Below are 16,001 nucleotides of genomic sequence, written 5' to 3' on the forward strand. Positions count from 1 at the left end.
ACCACGAGGGCGTATGCCGCCCTCCCCCGCTCACCCCAGCGTCCAGTCCCAGCCGGGCTGCCACGCGAAGGGCGCGGTGACGAGCTGCTCGAGCGGCACCCCGTCGAGCAGGTGCTGGAGCGCCCAGCGGTTGGCGGAGTGGGCGATGAGGAGCACACGCTCGCCGTCGTGGTCGCGCCGCAGGTCGCGCAGCACGTCCGCCGTCGCGTCGACGACGTCACGGTAGCTCTGGCCGCCGCCCGGGAAGGGCACGTCGACGTGGTCGAGCCGCACGCGTTCGAGGTCGGCGACGGGCCCCCCGTTCAGCCGGCCGTAGTCGCACTCGCGCAGCCGGGCGTCGGCGTGCCGTGGCACGTCGGTGCCGCCGTAGGCGAGCTCGGCCGTCTCGACGGCACGGGCCAGGTCGGAGGTGTAGACCGCGGCGAACCCGGCCGCGGGTCGCCGTCGCCCGAGCTCGACGGCGAGACGACGACCCTCCTCCGAGAGACGACCGGGGAGCCAGCCGGTCGCGACCCCGGCCTCGTTGTCGTCGGTGATCGAGTGGGTCTCGTAGACGAGCTCGACGCTCACCCGCCGGCCTTGGGCAGCCGCACGCCGCACAGCTGGCGGGACTGCGCGACGAGGTTGCCGGCGGAGTCCCAGATCATCGCGTCCTCCTCCATCATCCCGCCGCCGAGGGTGTCGCTGCCGAGCGTCACCTGCAGCCAGCCCGGCTCGGGCCGACGGCGCACGTGGCCGGTGAACTCGAGCGTCGGGGTCCAGCCGAAGAGCCCGAGGTCGAACGCGACGGGCGGGAGGGCGTCGAGCGCCATCATGAGCATGGTCGTGTCGGGCGCGCGGCCGTCGCGCAGCCGCAGCCAGCCGCGCATGACCCCGCGCATCGAGGGCTTGCCGAGCGCCCACCCGGCCGTGCTCGGGTCGAGCCGCAGGTCGAGACGCTCGAGGAACTTCGCGTTGGCGAGGAAGTCGGGCGGCGCCTGCTCGGCCGAGACGCACTGCTCGGGCGGCGGCATCTCGGGCGGGCTCGCCTGGCGCTGCACGTCGAGGTCGGTGAGGTTGCCGAACGAGCCGATGGCGCGCATCCGCTCGACGGGCCGGCCGTCGTCGCCGGTCTGGTGGATCGTCATCTGCCCCGTCGAGAGCTTCCGGCCGCACCGCATCACCTCGGTGGTGACGGTGAACGGCCCGGGCTGCGAGGCGGTCATGAAGTACGCCGACAGCACGACGGGGTCGACGTGCTCGGTCGTCTCGGTCGGGTCGGCGGCGAGGTGCTCGCCGAGGGCCCGGAGGGCGGTCGTCATGACGAGGCCGCCGTTGACGGCGTTGCCGATCATCCACTCCTCGTGGAAGGTGCCGTGCCGCTGCGTGGGGTCGTCGCCGGTCTCGAGCCGGGTCGCGTCGTCGTACTCGCTCACGGACAAGGTGTAACAGACGTCCCCGACGCGCCGCCCACCCCGGGCGTATGCCGTCCGCCACGTCCCGCCCACCGCAGCGTTCTGCGACGTGGCCGGGTGTCGCGTCCCCACGGTGTCGGCGCCGTCTGGGACGGTGCTCGCATGGACCTCACCGCTCTGCTCGTCGGCCTCGCCATCGGGGCACTCGTCGGGGGCCTGCTGGCCTGGCTCTCGGCCCGCTCCGCGCTGCTGGCCCGGTCGGCCGGCGCCGAGGCCGAGCGGGACGTGCTCCGGGAGCGCGTGGCCGACCTCGAGGCCGCCCGCGACGTCGACGACACGACCGTGAGCCTGCTCGCCCCGCTGCGCGACACCATCGGCCGGGTCGAGCGCCAGGTCGGGGCGCTCGAGCGCGACCGGTCCCTCCAGTTCGGTCAGCTGGGCGAGCGGCTCACCGAGGTGAGCCGCTCGACCGAGTCACTCCGCTCCGAGACGGCGACGCTCGCGAGCGCCCTCAACGCCTCCACCGTCCGCGGCGCCTGGGGCGAGGTCCAGCTGAGGCGCGTGCTCGAGCTGGCGGGCCTCATCGCCCGCTGCGACTTCGACGAGCAGGTGACCCACGTCAGCCGGCACGGCGCGACGGTGCGACCCGACGCGGTCATCAACCTGCCCGGCTCCCGTCACGTCGTCGTCGACTCGAAGGCGCCGATGGCGCACTTCCTCCAGGCCCACGGCGACACCGTGTCCGAGGTCGAGCGTGCCGAGCTGCTCGCCGCCCACGCCACCTCACTGCGGCGGCACGTCGAGGGCCTGGCCGCCAAGGCGTACTGGACGGCCTTCACCCGCTCCCCCGAGGTCGTCATCTGCTTCGTCCCCGGCGAGGCGATCCTCGCGACCGCCCTCTCCGACGACCCCGGCCTCTACGAGCACGCCCTCTCGCGCAAGGTCGTCCTCGCCTCCCCGGGCACGCTCTTCGCCGTGCTGCGCACCATCGGGGCGATCTGGCAGCAGGACGCCCTCGAGCAGAACGCCCGCGAGCTGCTCGTCATCGGCCAGGACCTCTATGCGCGTCTGACGACCCTCGGCGGGCACGTGACGACGATGGGCCAGTCCCTCTCGCGCTCCGTCGAGCAGTACAACCGGTTCGTCGGCACCCTCGAGTCGCGGGTGCTCGTCACGGCGCGCCGCATGCACGAGCTGCACCTGACCACCGACGCGCCCCCGACCCTCGAGCCGCTCGAGGTCGCGCCGCGCTCGCTCAGCGCGGCGGAGCTGACCGACGACCTCGGGCGCACGGCCCGGGACGACGCGTTCCTCGGCCGTGCCGTCGGGCGCACCGGGGCGGTTGGCCAGGGGGGCACGGGCGCCGCCGGCGTCGACTCCCGTCCGGGGTCCGACGACGATCCCCGCGAGCAGTCCGCCTGAGCCGGACCGTCCGGCGCGGCCGGTCGACGCGGGAGCGCGGTCGTCGGCTCGTCGGTGTTGCAGCCGTGGGCGCCCCTGTGCGGCAGGCAGTTCGGTTCGCGGACGTCGATGTCCGATTTGTCCGGTGAGTGGACACCTGCTACGGCGCCGCGGACAATACGCGCGTGGGATTGGGTAGATCGTGACCGGGGCGGGGGGCCCGGGTCCGGAGGACTCCAGCGCGCCGACCCGGCGCATCGGTCCGTACGAGCAGAGCCTGCGCGAGTCGCGCGAGCGTCTCGAGGCGGCCGAGCGCGAGCTTGCCCGCCGGCGCCGTCGCACGCGCGTCATCGCGGCCGTCGCGACCCTCGCGGTGGTCGCCGGCGTCGGCTACGGCGCCTTCCGCTACGTCGGACTCCGTGAGGTCCCGACCGCCTTGCCCACCACCGCGGCCCAGCCGACGTCGTGCGCCGACCCGGTCAAGGTCCGGGTGTCCGTGGCCCCGGCCATCGCGCCCGCCGTGGCCGCCGCCGCCGACTCCCTCGCTGCACGGTCGGACGGCCCGTGCGCGGCCTACACGATCGACTCCGAGGAGCCCTTCTCGGTCGCCGGGTCGCTCGGTGGTGCGGGGCGCCCGGACGCCTGGATCACCGACTCGTCCGTCTGGGTCGGGCGTGCGAACGCTGTCTCCGGTTCCCCGGTCACGCCCGGTGAACCCTTCGCCTCGAGCGCCGTCCTCGTGGCGATGAAGGACGAGACCGCGTCCGGCCTCGGCAGCCGCCTGCGCTGGGCCGACCTGCTCGGCGGTCCGGTGCCGATGCGCATCCCCGACCCGAACCGGTCGGCGATCGCCCGGATCGCGCTGGGCGTCGCGTCGACGTCGCTCCCGGACGCCCGGCTGCGCACGCTCGCGGCGACGTCCGCGCCCACGGGCACCGGCGGCGTGTCTCTCGCCGGCATCGCGACGGCCGGCCGCAGCGTCGGGGCTGTCGTCTCGCAGGCGCAGCTCGTCGCGTGGAACACCGCCCACCCCGACCAGGCGCTGGCGGCCGTGGCACCGTCCGAGGGAGCCCCGGCCCTGGAGTACTCCCTCGTGTCGCTGACGAAGGATCCGGACAAGACCGGTCCCGTCACCGCGCTGGAGCACTACCTCACATCGGCGGACACGCGGAAGATCTTGCAGGACAGCGGATTCCGCACCGCCGATGGCGACCCCAAGGATCCGTCGCCGCTGTACGGCGAGATCCGCGTGGCCGGTGAGGCCGAGGGCGCCTCGCTCACGAAGGCCGCCGGCCTCTGGAATGCCGCAGCGAAGAAGACCCAGGCCCTGCTCGCCGTCGACGTCTCCGGCTCGATGCTCGACCGCACCGACAACGGCACCCGCCTCGCGATCGTTCAGAAGTCGACGGCCCGCGCCGTGGCCGCCGTCTCCCCGACGACGATGGCGTCCCTGTGGATCTACTCGCTCCACGTCGGCAGCCGCGCCGACGACTACCGGCAGCTGACCGACTACGGCAGGCTCGGCGTCAGCAAGAGCCTCGGCGCGCTGGACGACGCCGTCGCTCGGCTCGACACCTACGTCGGCGGCGGGAGCGGGCTCTACGACACCATCGCCGCCGCCTACGACCGCGCCCGGTCCGCGTGGAGGCCCGGCTACGCCAACACCCTCGTCATCGTCGCCGACGGCCCCAACGAGGACGACTACGGCCTGACCCTCGAGCTGCTCAAGAAGCGTCTTGCCGCCGCGAAGGACCCGAAGCGGCCGGTCCGGGTCGTCGTGCTCGGCATCGGCGGTCGCGCGGACGCGGCCGCGATGCGCCAGGTCGTGGCGATCACGGGTGGCCAGTACGTCTCGACCGAGACGGTCGAGGACCTCCAGCCGGCCCTGACCACGGCGCTCGGCGGCTGACGGGGCGGCGGGGACGCGAGGGCGTCGCCGCGTCAGTGGAGCGAGCCGGAGTCCTCGAAGGCGGCGTCGTGGCGCACCGTGCCGGCGTCCTCGCCCTTGGCGGCCTTGAGGTCACGGCGCAGCTCGTTGGGCAGCGAGAACAGCAGCGACTCCTCGGCCGCGATGACCGCCTCGACCTCGCCGTAGCCACGCTCCGCGAGCCACGTCAGCACGTCACGCACGAGCACCTCCGGCACGCTGGCACCCGAGGTGACACCCACGGTCGAGACACCGTCGAGCCACGCCTCGTCGATCTCGTCGGCGAAGTCGACGAGATGCCCGTCCCGGGCGCCGTGCTCGATCGCGACCTCCACGAGGCGCACCGAGTTGGACGAGTTGCGCGACCCGACGACGATCATGAGGTCGGTGTCCTTGGCCATCTGCTTGACGGCGAGCTGGCGGTTCTGGGTGGCGTAGCAGATGTCGTCGGAGGGCGGGCTCTGCAGCGCCGGGAACTTCTCCTTGAGGCGGCCGACCGTCTCCATCGTCTCGTCGACCGACAGTGTGGTCTGCGAGAGCCAGACGACCTTCTCCGGGTCGCGCACGGTGACGTTGTCGACGTCGTCGGGACCGTCGACGAGCGTGATGTGCTCGGGGGCCTCGCCCGCGGTGCCCACGACCTCCTCGTGCCCCTCGTGCCCGATGAGGAGGATGTCGAAGTCGTCGTCGGCGAAGCGGACGGCCTCGCGGTGCACCTTCGTCACGAGGGGACAGGTCGCGTCGATCGTCTTGAGGCTGCGGACCCGCGCCTCCTCGTGCACGACGGGGGCCACCCCGTGGGCCGAGAAGATGACGGTGGCACCCTCGGGCACCTCGTCGGTCTCGTCGACGAAGATCGCGCCGCGCTTCTCGAGGGTGGTGACGACGTGCTTGTTGTGCACGATCTGCTTGCGCACGTAGACCGGCGGCCCGTAGAGCTCGAGGGCCTTCTCGACGGTCACGACGGCCCGGTCGACACCGGCGCAGTAGCCGCGTGGCGCCGCGAGGAGGACCTTCTTGGCGGACGTCTGGTCGGCTGGCTCGCTCATGGGCCCATCGTACGGGGGCCGCGCTGCACAGCCGTATCCGTGCCGAGCCGGTGGACCTCCCCACGGAACCAGTTCGACCCGGTTCATCGAGCGGACCGAACCGAGCGCGTAGCGGTCGGCCACCCAGGGCGCCGTCTCGTCAGGCTCGGGGATCACCGCGCCGACGCCAGACGCGTCACATCGACCCGGCAACACCTTTAGGGTGACGCGGGTGAGCATGACGAGCCCGCTGCCCGACAAGGCCGCCGACACCACGGCCGAGCAGCCGTGGCCGGTGCGGGTGCTCAGCCTCAAGATCTCCGACTACGTCGACCGGATGAGCCAGCTGTGGGTCGAGGGCCAGGTCGTCCAGTTCAACCCACGCGGCGGCACGGCGTTCCTCACCCTGCGCGACCCCGACGTCGACATGTCCCTGTCGGTCTCCGTGCCGATGAACGCCGTCAACGCCATGCCGATCCCGCTCGCCCAGGGCGCCCGGGTCGTGCTCCAGGCCAAGCCGACGTTCTGGACCAAGCGCGGCAGCCTCCAGCTCGAGGCACGCCAGATCCGTCCCGTCGGCATCGGCGACCTCCTCGCCCGGGTCGAGATCCTCAAGCGCACGCTCGCTGCCGAGGGCGTCTTCGACGCGGGACGCAAGCGACCGATCCCCTTCCTCCCGCACCGCGTCGGCCTCATCACCGGACGCAACTCCGCGGCCGAGAAGGACGTCGTCGAGAACGCCCGGCGCCGTTGGCCCGCGGTCGTCTTCGAGATCCGCGAGGTCGCCGTGCAGGGCACGTCGGCCGTCACCGAGGTCGTCGAGGCGCTCCGCGAGCTCGATGGGATGCCGTCCGTCGACGTCATCGTCATCGCCCGCGGTGGTGGTGCGCTCGAGGAGCTGCTCCCCTTCTCCAACGAGGCGATGGTCCGTGCGGTCGCCCAGGCCCGTACTCCCGTCATCAGCGCCATCGGGCACGACGTCGACACCCCGCTGCTCGACCTCGTCGCCGACTGGCGGGCCTCGACACCGACCGACGCCGGCAAGAAGGTCGTCCCCGATGCCGCCCACGAGCGCGCCCTCGTCGACGCGGCACGCGACCGCGTGCGCCGCGCGCTCGTGCGCCGGGTGGAGGCCGAGCGGTCCGGGCTGCGCTCCCTCGTCTCCCGTCCCGTCATGGCCGACCCGGTCGCCCTGGTCCGCGCGCGTCGTCAGGAGGTCGCCGCCCTCCGGGCGCGGGCCACGACGCGCATCGAGGCCCGACTGCACCGCGCCGCCGACCAGGCCGAGCACCTCCGTCGCCAGGTCGTGGCCCTCTCCCCCCAGTCGACCCTCGAGCGCGGGTATGCCGTCGTGCAGCACCGCGACGGCCGGATCGTCATGGACCAGGACGACGTCGGGGTCGGCGAGCTGCTCCGGGTCCGCGTCGCTCGCGGCGACTTCGGCGTACGCCCCGTGACCGCTGGCGCCGAGGACGCGCCACCGAAGCCACCGAAGGCCTCGACGCGCAGGACCGCGGCTCGGAAGACGTCGAGCGCCCCTGCCAGGAAGGCGGACTCGCCACGCACGCCCCGCGCGGGCAAGCGGCCCGACACCCCGCCGGAGCCGACCGGCGGCGGCGACGCCGCGACGCCGTAGGGTGGCGCCCATGGCTGACGCGACGACCACCGACGGCTTCCCCGACATCGCCGGGATGCGCTACGAGGACGCCCGTGAGGAGCTCATCGCGATCGTCGCCAAGCTCGAGGCCGGGCAGGCCCCGCTCGAGGACTCGATGCACCTCTGGCGTCGCGGTGAGGCGCTCGCCGCGCACTGCGCGACGTGGCTCGACGGCGCCCAGGCCGAGATCGAGCGGGCGACGCGTCCGACGTCTCCCGCCGCACCGGCCGGCGAGCTGCACGCCGACGACGAGATCTTCGACGAGGACGACGAGTCGTGACCGACCGCCCCTGACCGACGGGCCTCGACCGGGTCGGGTCAGCCGGTCGTGGTCGACGGCGCGGGGGTCACGCCGGGCGCGGGCGTCACGGGCGCGAGGGCCGCGACGAACGCCTTGAGCTCGTCCTCGGGCGCGGTGCCGCTCGCCACGAGGGTCAACCCGCGAGCGCCGTCACCGCGGGCGACGTAGGCGACCTGGCCCGCGTCGTTCGCGACGAACTTCTCGAACGTGCGCCCCGAGACCGTCACGGTGCCGGCGGCGTCCCCGTCGTCGACCGAGCGGGCGACCCAGCCCTGGGTCGCGCCCGCCGCCTGCTTCAGGGCGATGTCCTTGCCGCTCGGGGTCGTCCAGACCGTCGTGAAGGTCTGGACCTTCTCGGTGCCCGGCGCATACGTCGCCACGGTCGGCACCCAGCCGTCGCCAAGGCCCCTCGGCAGCTGGACCGGCCACGACGTCTGCGCCGCGACCTGGCTCGCCTTGCCGGCCGCGTCGACGGCCGGGCGCTGCACCTGGGTGATGCGAGGGACGATCGCGACGAGCGCGAGCACGAACAGCCCGATGACGAACATCGAGCGGAACATGTTGGGGAAGGTCCCGAGCGAGTAGCGGCTCGGCGGAGCGGCCGGCGTGGTGGGGCCCGCGGCCTCCGCTGACCCGGTCGCCGGAGCGGGGGTGGTCTCTGCCGGGGGTGTCGACGGCGTCGACGGGGTGCTCATGCCCCCATGGTCCCCGACTCCCGGACGCGGTCCAAACGCGGGTGTGGCCACCGATAGGCTGGCGCCGACTCGTTCTGCGCCGACGGAGGACCTTTGATGAAGCACAGCCAGCCGGATCGCAACCTCGCTCTCGAGCTGGTCCGGGTGACCGAGGCAGCAGCCATGGCCGGGGGCCGCTGGGTCGGCCGCGGCGAGAAGAACAAGGCCGACGGTGCCGCCGTCGAGGCGATGCGCGCCATGATCTCGACCGTCAGCATGCGCGGCGTCGTCGTCATCGGCGAGGGCGAGAAGGACAACGCCCCGATGCTCTTCAACGGTGAGCAGGTCGGTGACGGCACCGGCCCCGAGGTCGACGTCGCCGTCGACCCGATCGACGGCACGACGCTGACGGCCAAGGGCATGAACAACGCCGTCGCCGTCATGGCCGTCGCCAACCGGGGCGCGATGTACGACCCCTCGGCCGTGTTCTACATGGACAAGCTCGCGACCGGTCCCGAGGCGGCCGAGGTCGTCGACATCCGGCTCCCCGTCGCCGAGAACATCCGGCGCATCGCCAAGGCCAAGAAGGAGACGCCGGCCGACGTCACGGTCGTCATGCTCGACCGGCCACGCCATGAGCACCTCGCCGAGCAGATCCGCGACACGGGCGCCCGCATCCGCTACATCGTCGACGGCGACGTCGCCGGCGCGGTCATGGCCGCCCGCCCGGGCACCGGTGTCGACCTGCTCCTCGGCATCGGCGGCACCCCCGAGGGGATCATCGCCGCCTGTGCCATCAAGTGCACCGGCGGCGTCATCCAGGGCCGGCTCTGGCCCAAGGACGACGAGGAGCGCCAGAAGGCCCTCGACGCCGGTCACGACCTCGAGCGCGTCCTGTCCACCGACGACCTCGTCGTCGGTGAGTGCTTCTTCGTCGCGACCGGCATCACCGACGGCGAGCTGCTCCGAGGCGTGCGCTACGGCGCGAAGTCGGCGCGCACCAACTCCCTCGTCATGCGCTCGCGCAGCGGCACCATCCGCACGATCGACAGCGAGCACCGCTTCGACCGCCCGGGCTGGTTCGGCAGCACCGACATGATCGAGGAGTGAGGACCGCCACGATGTCCGACCCGACACCCCCCTCGTCGCCCGTCCACACCCTCGTCGTCGGCGAGGCCCTCGTCGACGCGGTCACGACCGCCGGCGGCGACACCGCTGAGCACGTCGGCGGCAGCCCCGCCAACGTCGCCTTCGGTCTGGCGGCCCTCGAGCACCCCGTCGACCTCGCGACGTGGATCGCGACCGACGAGCGAGGTCGCCGCATCGAGGACGTATGCCGGGAGCGCGGCGTCGCCCTGACGGCGGGCTCGCAGGGTGCACCCTTCACCTCCGTCGCGCACGCGACGCTCGACGCCACGGGTGCCGCGACGTACGTCTTCGACCTCGAGTGGCAGGTGGCCGCGGTCCCCGGCCTCACGGCATACGGCCACGTCCACACGGGCAGCATCGCCGCCGTCCTCGAGCCCGGCGGCGATCAGGTGCGCGAGATCCTCACCGCGGCCCGCGAGCTGGGCGCCACCGTGTCCTACGACCCGAACGCGCGGCCGTCGCTCATGGGGCGTCCCGAGCAGGCCCGTCACACCATCGAGAGCTCGATCGCACTGTCCGACGTCGTCAAGGTCAGCGACGAGGACATCGAGTGGCTGTGCCCCGGCGAGGCCATCGACGACGTCGTCCGCGCGTGGGGCGAGCTCGGACCCTCGCTCGTCGTCGTGACCCGCGGGGGCGAGGGCACGATCGTCCGGGTCACCCGCACCGGCGAGCAGGAGGCGCTCCCGGCGCCCACCGTCACCGTCGTCGACACGGTCGGGGCCGGTGACTCGTTCATGGCGGGGCTCGTGTCGGGCCTCATCGATGCCGGGCTGCTCGGCGGACCGGACGCGCGGACCCGTCTGCAGGCGGCGTCCCTCGCCGACGTCGTGCCCGCGGTGGAGCGCGCGCTGCGCACCGGCGCACTCACCGTCGAGCGCGCCGGGGCCCATGCGCCGACCCGAAACGACCTGGCCTGAGGACAATTCGGGCATTCGACAAGAAGGCCAGCAGTCGGGCACCATTCTGCGCGACTCGCCGGGTAGTTTTGGCCGGTGGTTCACCCTGACGCCCCGGTGCCGGGGCGTCCTCATGTGAGGAAACCTCGTGTCCAACCCCACCCCTCCACAACGCCCCGTCGGCCCGTACGAGCAGAGTCTCATCGAGAGCCGCGCCAACCGTAAGGCCCTCGAGGCCAGGATTGCCGCGGCTCGCCGCAACCGCATCATCGCCGCCGTGCTCGGCGTCGTGCTGCTCGCCGGGGCCGGCGTCGGCGGCTTCGTCTGGTGGAAGGGCCGGGAGGTGGCTCCCGTCGCCGCCCTCACGGCGACTCCTGGCAAGTCGTGCCCCGACCGCACCCCGGTCTCCGTCTGGGTGTCCGAGGCGGCCCAGCCTGCGGTTCTCGCGCTCGCCAAGGAGTACCAGGCCGACCCGGACTCCCCGTGCGTCGACTACGTCGTCAAGGGCAAGGCACCGATCGAGGCCATGATCGGTCTGGGCCAGGGGCAGCCGGACCGGCCCGACGCCTGGATCCCCGACTCCCCGCGCTGGGTCGAGCGCGTCAACGAGGCCGCCAAGCTCAACGCCAAACCGGCGAGCGCCTTCGCCAAGAGCCCTCTCGTCATCGCGATGGACCCCGCCCAGGCCGACAAGCTCGGTGACCAGCCGAAGTGGCTCGAGCTCGTCGCGTCGGACAGCCCGATCCGGATGAGCGACCCCCGTTCGACCACGGCCGGCATGCTGACGCTCGCCTCGGCCCTGCCGGAGCTGTCGAACGAGCAGGGACGCGTCGTCTTCCCCAAGCTCGCCAAGGGTGCGGCCGCCTCGGTCGACGACCTCTTCAGCGCCTACAACGCCGACCCCGCGACCGCGGCGGCCTTCCCGGTGTCCGAGGCCGATCTCATCGACCACAACCGCCTCTACCCCGACCACAAGATGGTGTCGGTCACCCCGAGCGAAGGCACTCCGGCCTTCGAGTTCTCCCTCGTCAACGTCGCGACCGACCCGGTCCGCGACCAGGCCGTGGAGCTGCTCCGTGCCTACCTCATGACGCCGACCGCCGCCAAGATCTTCGCGCAGTACGGCATCCGCTCGACGGCCGTCCCCGTCACCATGCCGACGCCGGCGGGCAGCGTGGGCGAGGTCAAGATCGGGCCGAGCCCCGACGCAGAGACCGTCACCGCCGCCACCAACGTCTGGCAGTCTGCGACGACCGACTTCTCGATCCTGTCCGTCTTCGACGTCTCCGGCTCGATGAACGACAAGGTCAGCGACACGACCCGCGTCGCCATCACGCAGGAGGCGGCGGGCATCGCCCTGGCGGCCCTGCCCAAGACGACGAAGCTCGGGCTCTGGATCTTCTCCATCGACAAGGGCGGCAAGGGCCAGGACTGGCGCGAGCTCGCGCCCATCGGTCGCCTCGACGACGACTCCCACCGGGCCGTCGTCGCGACGGCGGCGAGCACCCTCGCCAAGAACGTCGGCGGCGGTACCGGGCTCTACGACACGATCTGGGCCGCCTACCAGAAGGTCAAGCAGCAGTACGACCCCAACCGGGTGAACGCCGTCGTCATCCTCACCGACGGCCGCAACGAGGACCCGAAGGGCATCTCGCTCGAGCAGCTCAAGGCGAACCTCCGGGCCGCGAGCGACCCGTCCAAGCCGATCGCCATCACGACCATCGGCATCGGTCCCGACGTCGACCCCAAGGCGCTGTCGCAGATCTCGAAGATGACCTACTCCGACTTCTACGCGGCGCCGTCCCCGGCCGACATGACCACCGTCCTCGCCCGGGCGCTCTTCGACCACGAGTGCAAGAACGGTCGCTGCGTCTGACCCGACGGTCCAGACGGCGCCGACGCCTCACCTTTCACAGCAGAAACACGCACGGCCCCCGGCCCGCCGGGGGCCGTGGCCGTTTCCCGGCCGTCCAGAGACGGCCCGTCGCGGGTAGGTCACGAGCAGGTCACCCCACTAGACCCGCCTGCGGCGACGCGGTAGGAATGAGGTGTTCCACGTGACCATGGTCACGTTGATCGGTGGGGATCGACGCACAACTCAACGACGAGGAGCGACCATGAGCGGATTTCCCAGACGCGCACTGCAAGCAGGCGGGGTGGTCGCCGCGGCAGCGTTGGTGCTGACCGGCTGTCTGCAGAACCCCAACGGGGGTGGCGGCGGCTCAGGCGGGGCAGGAGGCGCCGGCGGCTTCATCGACAGCGGCACGGCTGACGGCGACAAGGTCGTGACGATCCTCGGCGCCTTCGGCGGCGACGAGGAGAAGAACTTCAACGCCTCGCTCGCCGACTTCGAGAAGAGCAGCGGCATCAAGATCCAGTACACCGGTGACCAGGACTTCACGACGACCGTCAAGCAGAAGGTCGCGGCGGGAGACTCCCCCGACATCGGGCTCTTCCCGCAGCCGGGCGGCATGCTCGAGTTCGCGGCCCAGAAGAAGGTCTGGCCGGTCGACACGTACCTCGACTACGACAAGCTCCAGTCCACCCTGCTGCCCGGCTTCCTCGACGCCGCACGGTACAAGGGCCGGGTCTACGGCGCGCCGATGCGCAACGCCGTCAAGAGCATCGTCTGGTACCCCAAGGCGGCCTACGAGAAGGGTGGCTACGACACGGCGCCCCAAACCATCCAGCAGCTGCAGAGCAACGTCGCCGACAAGATCGCGGCGAACGGCATCACCCCGTGGTGCATCGGCTGGGGGTCCGACCAGGCCACCGGCTGGGTCGGCACCGACTGGGTCGAGGAGCTCATGCTGCGCATGTGGGGCCCCGACGTCTACGACCAGTGGACCTCCCACCGCATCCCCTTCAACGACCCGCGCGTCGTCAAGGCCCTCGACGAGGCCGCCAAGTTCAACAAGGACCCGAAGATGGTCCTCGGCGGCACCAAGGGCGTGCTCAACACCAAGTTCGGCGACGCGATGACGCCGGCCTTCTCCAACCCGCCGAAGTGCATGCTGCACCGTCAGGGCAACTTCGCCACGACGTTCTACCCGAAGAACGTCCAGGCCGACCTCGACAACCAGGTGGGCATCTACGTCTTCCCGAAGTTCTCTGGCGGCTACGACGGTCAGGCCATCCTCGGCGGCGGTGACCTCGCGGCGCTCTTCAACGGCACCGACCCGGACGCCCAGAAGGTGATGGCGTTCCTCACCTCCGACAAGTTCGGTGCACCGTGGGCCAAGGCCGGTGGCTGGCTGTCACCGCACAAGACCTTCGACCTCAACAACTACCCCAACGAGACGACGAAGAAGATCGCCGACATCGCCAACAAGTCGGCCGTGCTGCGCTTCGACGGCTCGGACCTCATGCCCAAGGCCGTCGGCTCGGGCACCTTCTGGACCGAGATGGTCAAGTGGGAGAGCGGGCAGAGCTCGCAGCAGACCGCTGACAACATCGAAGCGTCCTGGCCGAAGTCATGACCGCCGACACCAGCGCGGCAGCGCCGCGTCAACGACTGCGCACCGGGGACGACCCCGACGCGCACCTGCGCACCAACCCGATGAAGATCGGCGTCGGCCTCGTCGGCATGATCGCCGTGATCTGGGGTCTGGCCAACCTCTTCCTCGCGTTCGGCTACTACCCCCAGTGGTTCGGCAACAAGTTCGTCATCGGCATCCTCGCGATCGTCGCGGGAGTGGGTGGGGCAGCCCTGCTCTTCTACTTCCTCAACATGTTCGTCGAGGGCCTGCCGCGCCGGCTGTCGGAGGGCGTGATCCCCTACGCCTTCATCCTCCCCGGGCTGCTGCTCGTCGGGCTCATGCTCATCTACCCGACGTTCCAGACGATCAACTACTCGTTCGCCAATGCCGACAGCACCGCCTACGTGGGTCTGCAGAACTACAAGACGATCTTCGGCAGCAGCGAGTTCTGGCAGTCCATCGTCAACAACATCCTGTGGCTGCTCATCGTGCCGGCGCTCGTCGTCGCGTTCGGGGTCATCGTCGCGGTGCTCGCCGACAAGCTGTCCGCCGGCGGCGAGAAGGTCGCCAAGAGCATGGTCTTCCTGCCGATGGCGATCTCGGCCGTCGGCGCCTCCGCGATCTGGCTGCTCGTCTACGCGTACAACAACCCGGGCCAGCCCCAGACCGGTCTGCTCAACGCGATCTGGACCGGTCTCGGCGGCGACCCGCAGACGTGGCTCGCCATCGACACGCTCAAGCTCAACTCGATCCTGCTCATGGTCATCCTCATCTGGCTCCAGGCGGGCTTTGCCATGGTCCTGCTGTCCTCGGCCATCAAGGGGGTTCCCGAGGACACCGTCGAGGCGGCGCGCATCGATGGCGCCGGCGAGTTCCAGATCTTCTGGCAGGTGATCATCCCGCAGATCAAGGGGACGATCATCACGGTGTTCGTCACGGTCTTCATCACCGTCCTCAAGGTCTTCGACATCGTCTACGTCACGACGAACGGCGCCTACGGCACCAACGTCATCGCGAACCTCTTCTTCAACAAGCTGTTCGCGGCCAGCGAGGCCGGACAGGCGACGGCCATCGTCGTCGTCCTGCTCATCGCGGTGATTCCGCTCATCTGGTACCAGGTCAAGCACTTCCGCGACGAGGAGGCAGGTCGATGAGCCGATCCCTGATGAAGGACGGGCGCCCCCGCAGCCCCTTCTCGATCGTCACCATGACGATCCTGGCCCTCCTCTGGACGATCCCGACGCTGGGACTGCTCGTCACCTCGTTCCGCACCCGTGACGACGCGGCGACCTCCGGCTGGTGGACGGCGCTGTTCAACCCCTTCGGCGCCGACTGGACGACGAGCAACTACTCGGGAGCGTGGACCGGGGCGGACCTCAGCTCGGGATTCGTCAACAGCATCATCGTGGCGATCCCGGCCACCGTCATCCCGATCATGTTCGCGGCGTTCGCGGCCTACGCGTTCACCTTCATGGACTTCCCCTTCAAGGAGTTCTTCTTCCTGCTGATCATCGCGGTCATGGTGGTCCCCATCCAAGTGGCCTTCCAGCCGATGCTCAACATCCTCGGCCCGCGCGGCCTCGGCATCAGCGGGCAGTACATCGCGGTGTGGCTGCTGCACACGGGCTTCGGCATGCCGCTGTGCATCTACACCCTGCGCAACTACATGAGCACGCTGCCGCGCAGCGTCGTCGAGTCGGCCAAGATCGACGGGTGCAGCCACTTCCAGACGTTCTGGAGGCTCGTGGCGCCGATGTCGATCCCGGCCATCGCGGCGTTCGCCACGCTCCAGTTCCTCTGGGTGTGGAACGACCTTCTCATCGCCAAGCTCTTCCTCAAGAGCGAGAACACGACCGTCATCGTCAAGCTCCAGCAGCTCCTGGGCTCCCAGGGGCAGGGCCAGGAGCTCCTGACCGCGGGCGCGTTCATCACGATCATCGTCCCGATGATCGTCTTCGTCACGCTGCAGCGCTACATGATCCGCGGCATGACGTCCGGCGCGGTCAAGGGCTGAGGCACCGCCTCGCACCTGCACCGACCTGCTCGACAGTCCCCTCCCAGCCGTCACTAGGCTGGGAGGGGACTGTCGTCT

General features: G+C 71.0%; 14 protein-coding genes. 10 read left to right on the forward strand and 4 right to left on the reverse strand.

What is annotated here, in order from left to right; translation table 11 throughout:
• Positions 1 to 30: 30 nt before the first annotated feature.
• Both AB4Z14_RS10625 and AB4Z14_RS10630 read right to left on the reverse strand, forming a co-directional pair.
• Positions 31 to 570: a histidine phosphatase family protein gene (locus AB4Z14_RS10625; RefSeq protein ID WP_442275169.1), complete on the reverse strand. Its 540-nt coding sequence runs from the start codon at positions 568 to 570 to the stop codon at positions 31 to 33.
• Positions 567 to 1,415 (reverse strand): thioesterase family protein, encoded by an 849-nt coding sequence (locus AB4Z14_RS10630; RefSeq protein WP_442275170.1) that lies wholly within the window; start codon positions 1,413 to 1,415, stop codon positions 567 to 569. Before AB4Z14_RS10630 ends, AB4Z14_RS10625 begins: the two co-directional genes overlap by 4 nt.
• 141 nt (positions 1,416 to 1,556) lie before the next feature.
• On the opposite strand from AB4Z14_RS10630, the gene AB4Z14_RS10635 reads away from it, so the two are divergent.
• A complete protein-coding gene (locus AB4Z14_RS10635; protein ID WP_442275171.1) occupies positions 1,557 to 2,816 on the forward strand; it encodes a DNA recombination protein RmuC in 1,260 nt (419 codons plus the stop codon).
• Between the two features lie 181 nt (positions 2,817 to 2,997).
• Positions 2,998 to 4,704, forward strand: a complete 1,707-nt coding sequence (locus AB4Z14_RS10640; protein WP_442275172.1) for a substrate-binding domain-containing protein — start codon at positions 2,998 to 3,000, stop codon at positions 4,702 to 4,704.
• A 32-nt stretch (positions 4,705 to 4,736) separates the two neighbouring features.
• On the opposite strand, the gene AB4Z14_RS10645 is transcribed toward AB4Z14_RS10640, so the two are convergent.
• Entirely contained in the window at positions 4,737 to 5,771 is a 1,035-nt protein-coding gene (locus tag AB4Z14_RS10645) for a 4-hydroxy-3-methylbut-2-enyl diphosphate reductase (RefSeq protein WP_442275173.1), read from the reverse strand.
• Between the two features lie 217 nt (positions 5,772 to 5,988).
• Between AB4Z14_RS10645 and xseA the strand changes: the two genes are divergently transcribed.
• Complete coding sequence (gene xseA / locus AB4Z14_RS10650; protein WP_442275382.1) at positions 5,989 to 7,386, forward strand: exodeoxyribonuclease VII large subunit; 1,398 nt, start codon at positions 5,989 to 5,991, stop codon at positions 7,384 to 7,386.
• A gap of 10 nt (positions 7,387 to 7,396) precedes the next feature.
• On the forward strand, positions 7,397 to 7,687 hold the full coding sequence (locus tag AB4Z14_RS10655) for an exodeoxyribonuclease VII small subunit (protein WP_256794765.1): 291 nt from the start codon (positions 7,397 to 7,399) through the stop codon (positions 7,685 to 7,687).
• Between the two features lie 38 nt (positions 7,688 to 7,725).
• Here AB4Z14_RS10655 and AB4Z14_RS10660 read toward each other — a convergent pair whose 3' ends face one another.
• Complete coding sequence (locus AB4Z14_RS10660; RefSeq protein ID WP_442275174.1) at positions 7,726 to 8,403, reverse strand: DUF4245 domain-containing protein; 678 nt, start codon at positions 8,401 to 8,403, stop codon at positions 7,726 to 7,728.
• A 96-nt stretch (positions 8,404 to 8,499) separates the two neighbouring features.
• Here AB4Z14_RS10660 and glpX point away from each other — a divergent pair, with 96 nt between their 5' ends.
• The 6 genes from glpX (at position 8,500) to AB4Z14_RS10690 (ending at position 15,923) form a co-directional block, all read left to right on the forward strand.
• Entirely contained in the window at positions 8,500 to 9,492 is a 993-nt protein-coding gene (glpX, locus tag AB4Z14_RS10665) for a class II fructose-bisphosphatase (RefSeq protein ID WP_056770987.1), read from the forward strand.
• On the forward strand, positions 9,489 to 10,451 hold the full coding sequence (locus tag AB4Z14_RS10670) for a carbohydrate kinase family protein (protein WP_442275175.1): 963 nt from the start codon (positions 9,489 to 9,491) through the stop codon (positions 10,449 to 10,451). Before glpX ends, AB4Z14_RS10670 begins: the two co-directional genes overlap by 4 nt.
• A 127-nt stretch (positions 10,452 to 10,578) precedes the next feature.
• Positions 10,579 to 12,306 carry a substrate-binding and VWA domain-containing protein gene (locus tag AB4Z14_RS10675; RefSeq protein WP_442275176.1) on the forward strand — a complete coding sequence of 576 codons (1,728 nt, stop codon included), beginning with the start codon at positions 10,579 to 10,581 and terminating at the stop codon, positions 12,304 to 12,306.
• A gap of 241 nt (positions 12,307 to 12,547) precedes the next feature.
• Complete coding sequence (locus tag AB4Z14_RS10680; RefSeq protein ID WP_442275177.1) at positions 12,548 to 13,909, forward strand: ABC transporter substrate-binding protein; 1,362 nt, start codon at positions 12,548 to 12,550, stop codon at positions 13,907 to 13,909.
• A complete protein-coding gene (locus tag AB4Z14_RS10685; protein WP_442275178.1) occupies positions 13,906 to 15,063 on the forward strand; it encodes a carbohydrate ABC transporter permease in 1,158 nt (385 codons plus the stop codon). The genes AB4Z14_RS10680 and AB4Z14_RS10685 overlap by 4 nt, the downstream gene beginning before the upstream one ends.
• Positions 15,060 to 15,923: a carbohydrate ABC transporter permease gene (locus AB4Z14_RS10690; protein WP_256794758.1), complete on the forward strand. Its 864-nt coding sequence runs from the start codon at positions 15,060 to 15,062 to the stop codon at positions 15,921 to 15,923. Before AB4Z14_RS10685 ends, AB4Z14_RS10690 begins: the two co-directional genes overlap by 4 nt.
• The last annotated feature ends 78 nt before the right edge of the window (positions 15,924 to 16,001 follow it).

It is taken from the genome of Terrabacter sp. 2TAF16 (assembly GCF_052115065.1).
Taxonomy (GTDB): Bacteria; Actinomycetota; Actinomycetes; order Actinomycetales; family Dermatophilaceae; genus Terrabacter.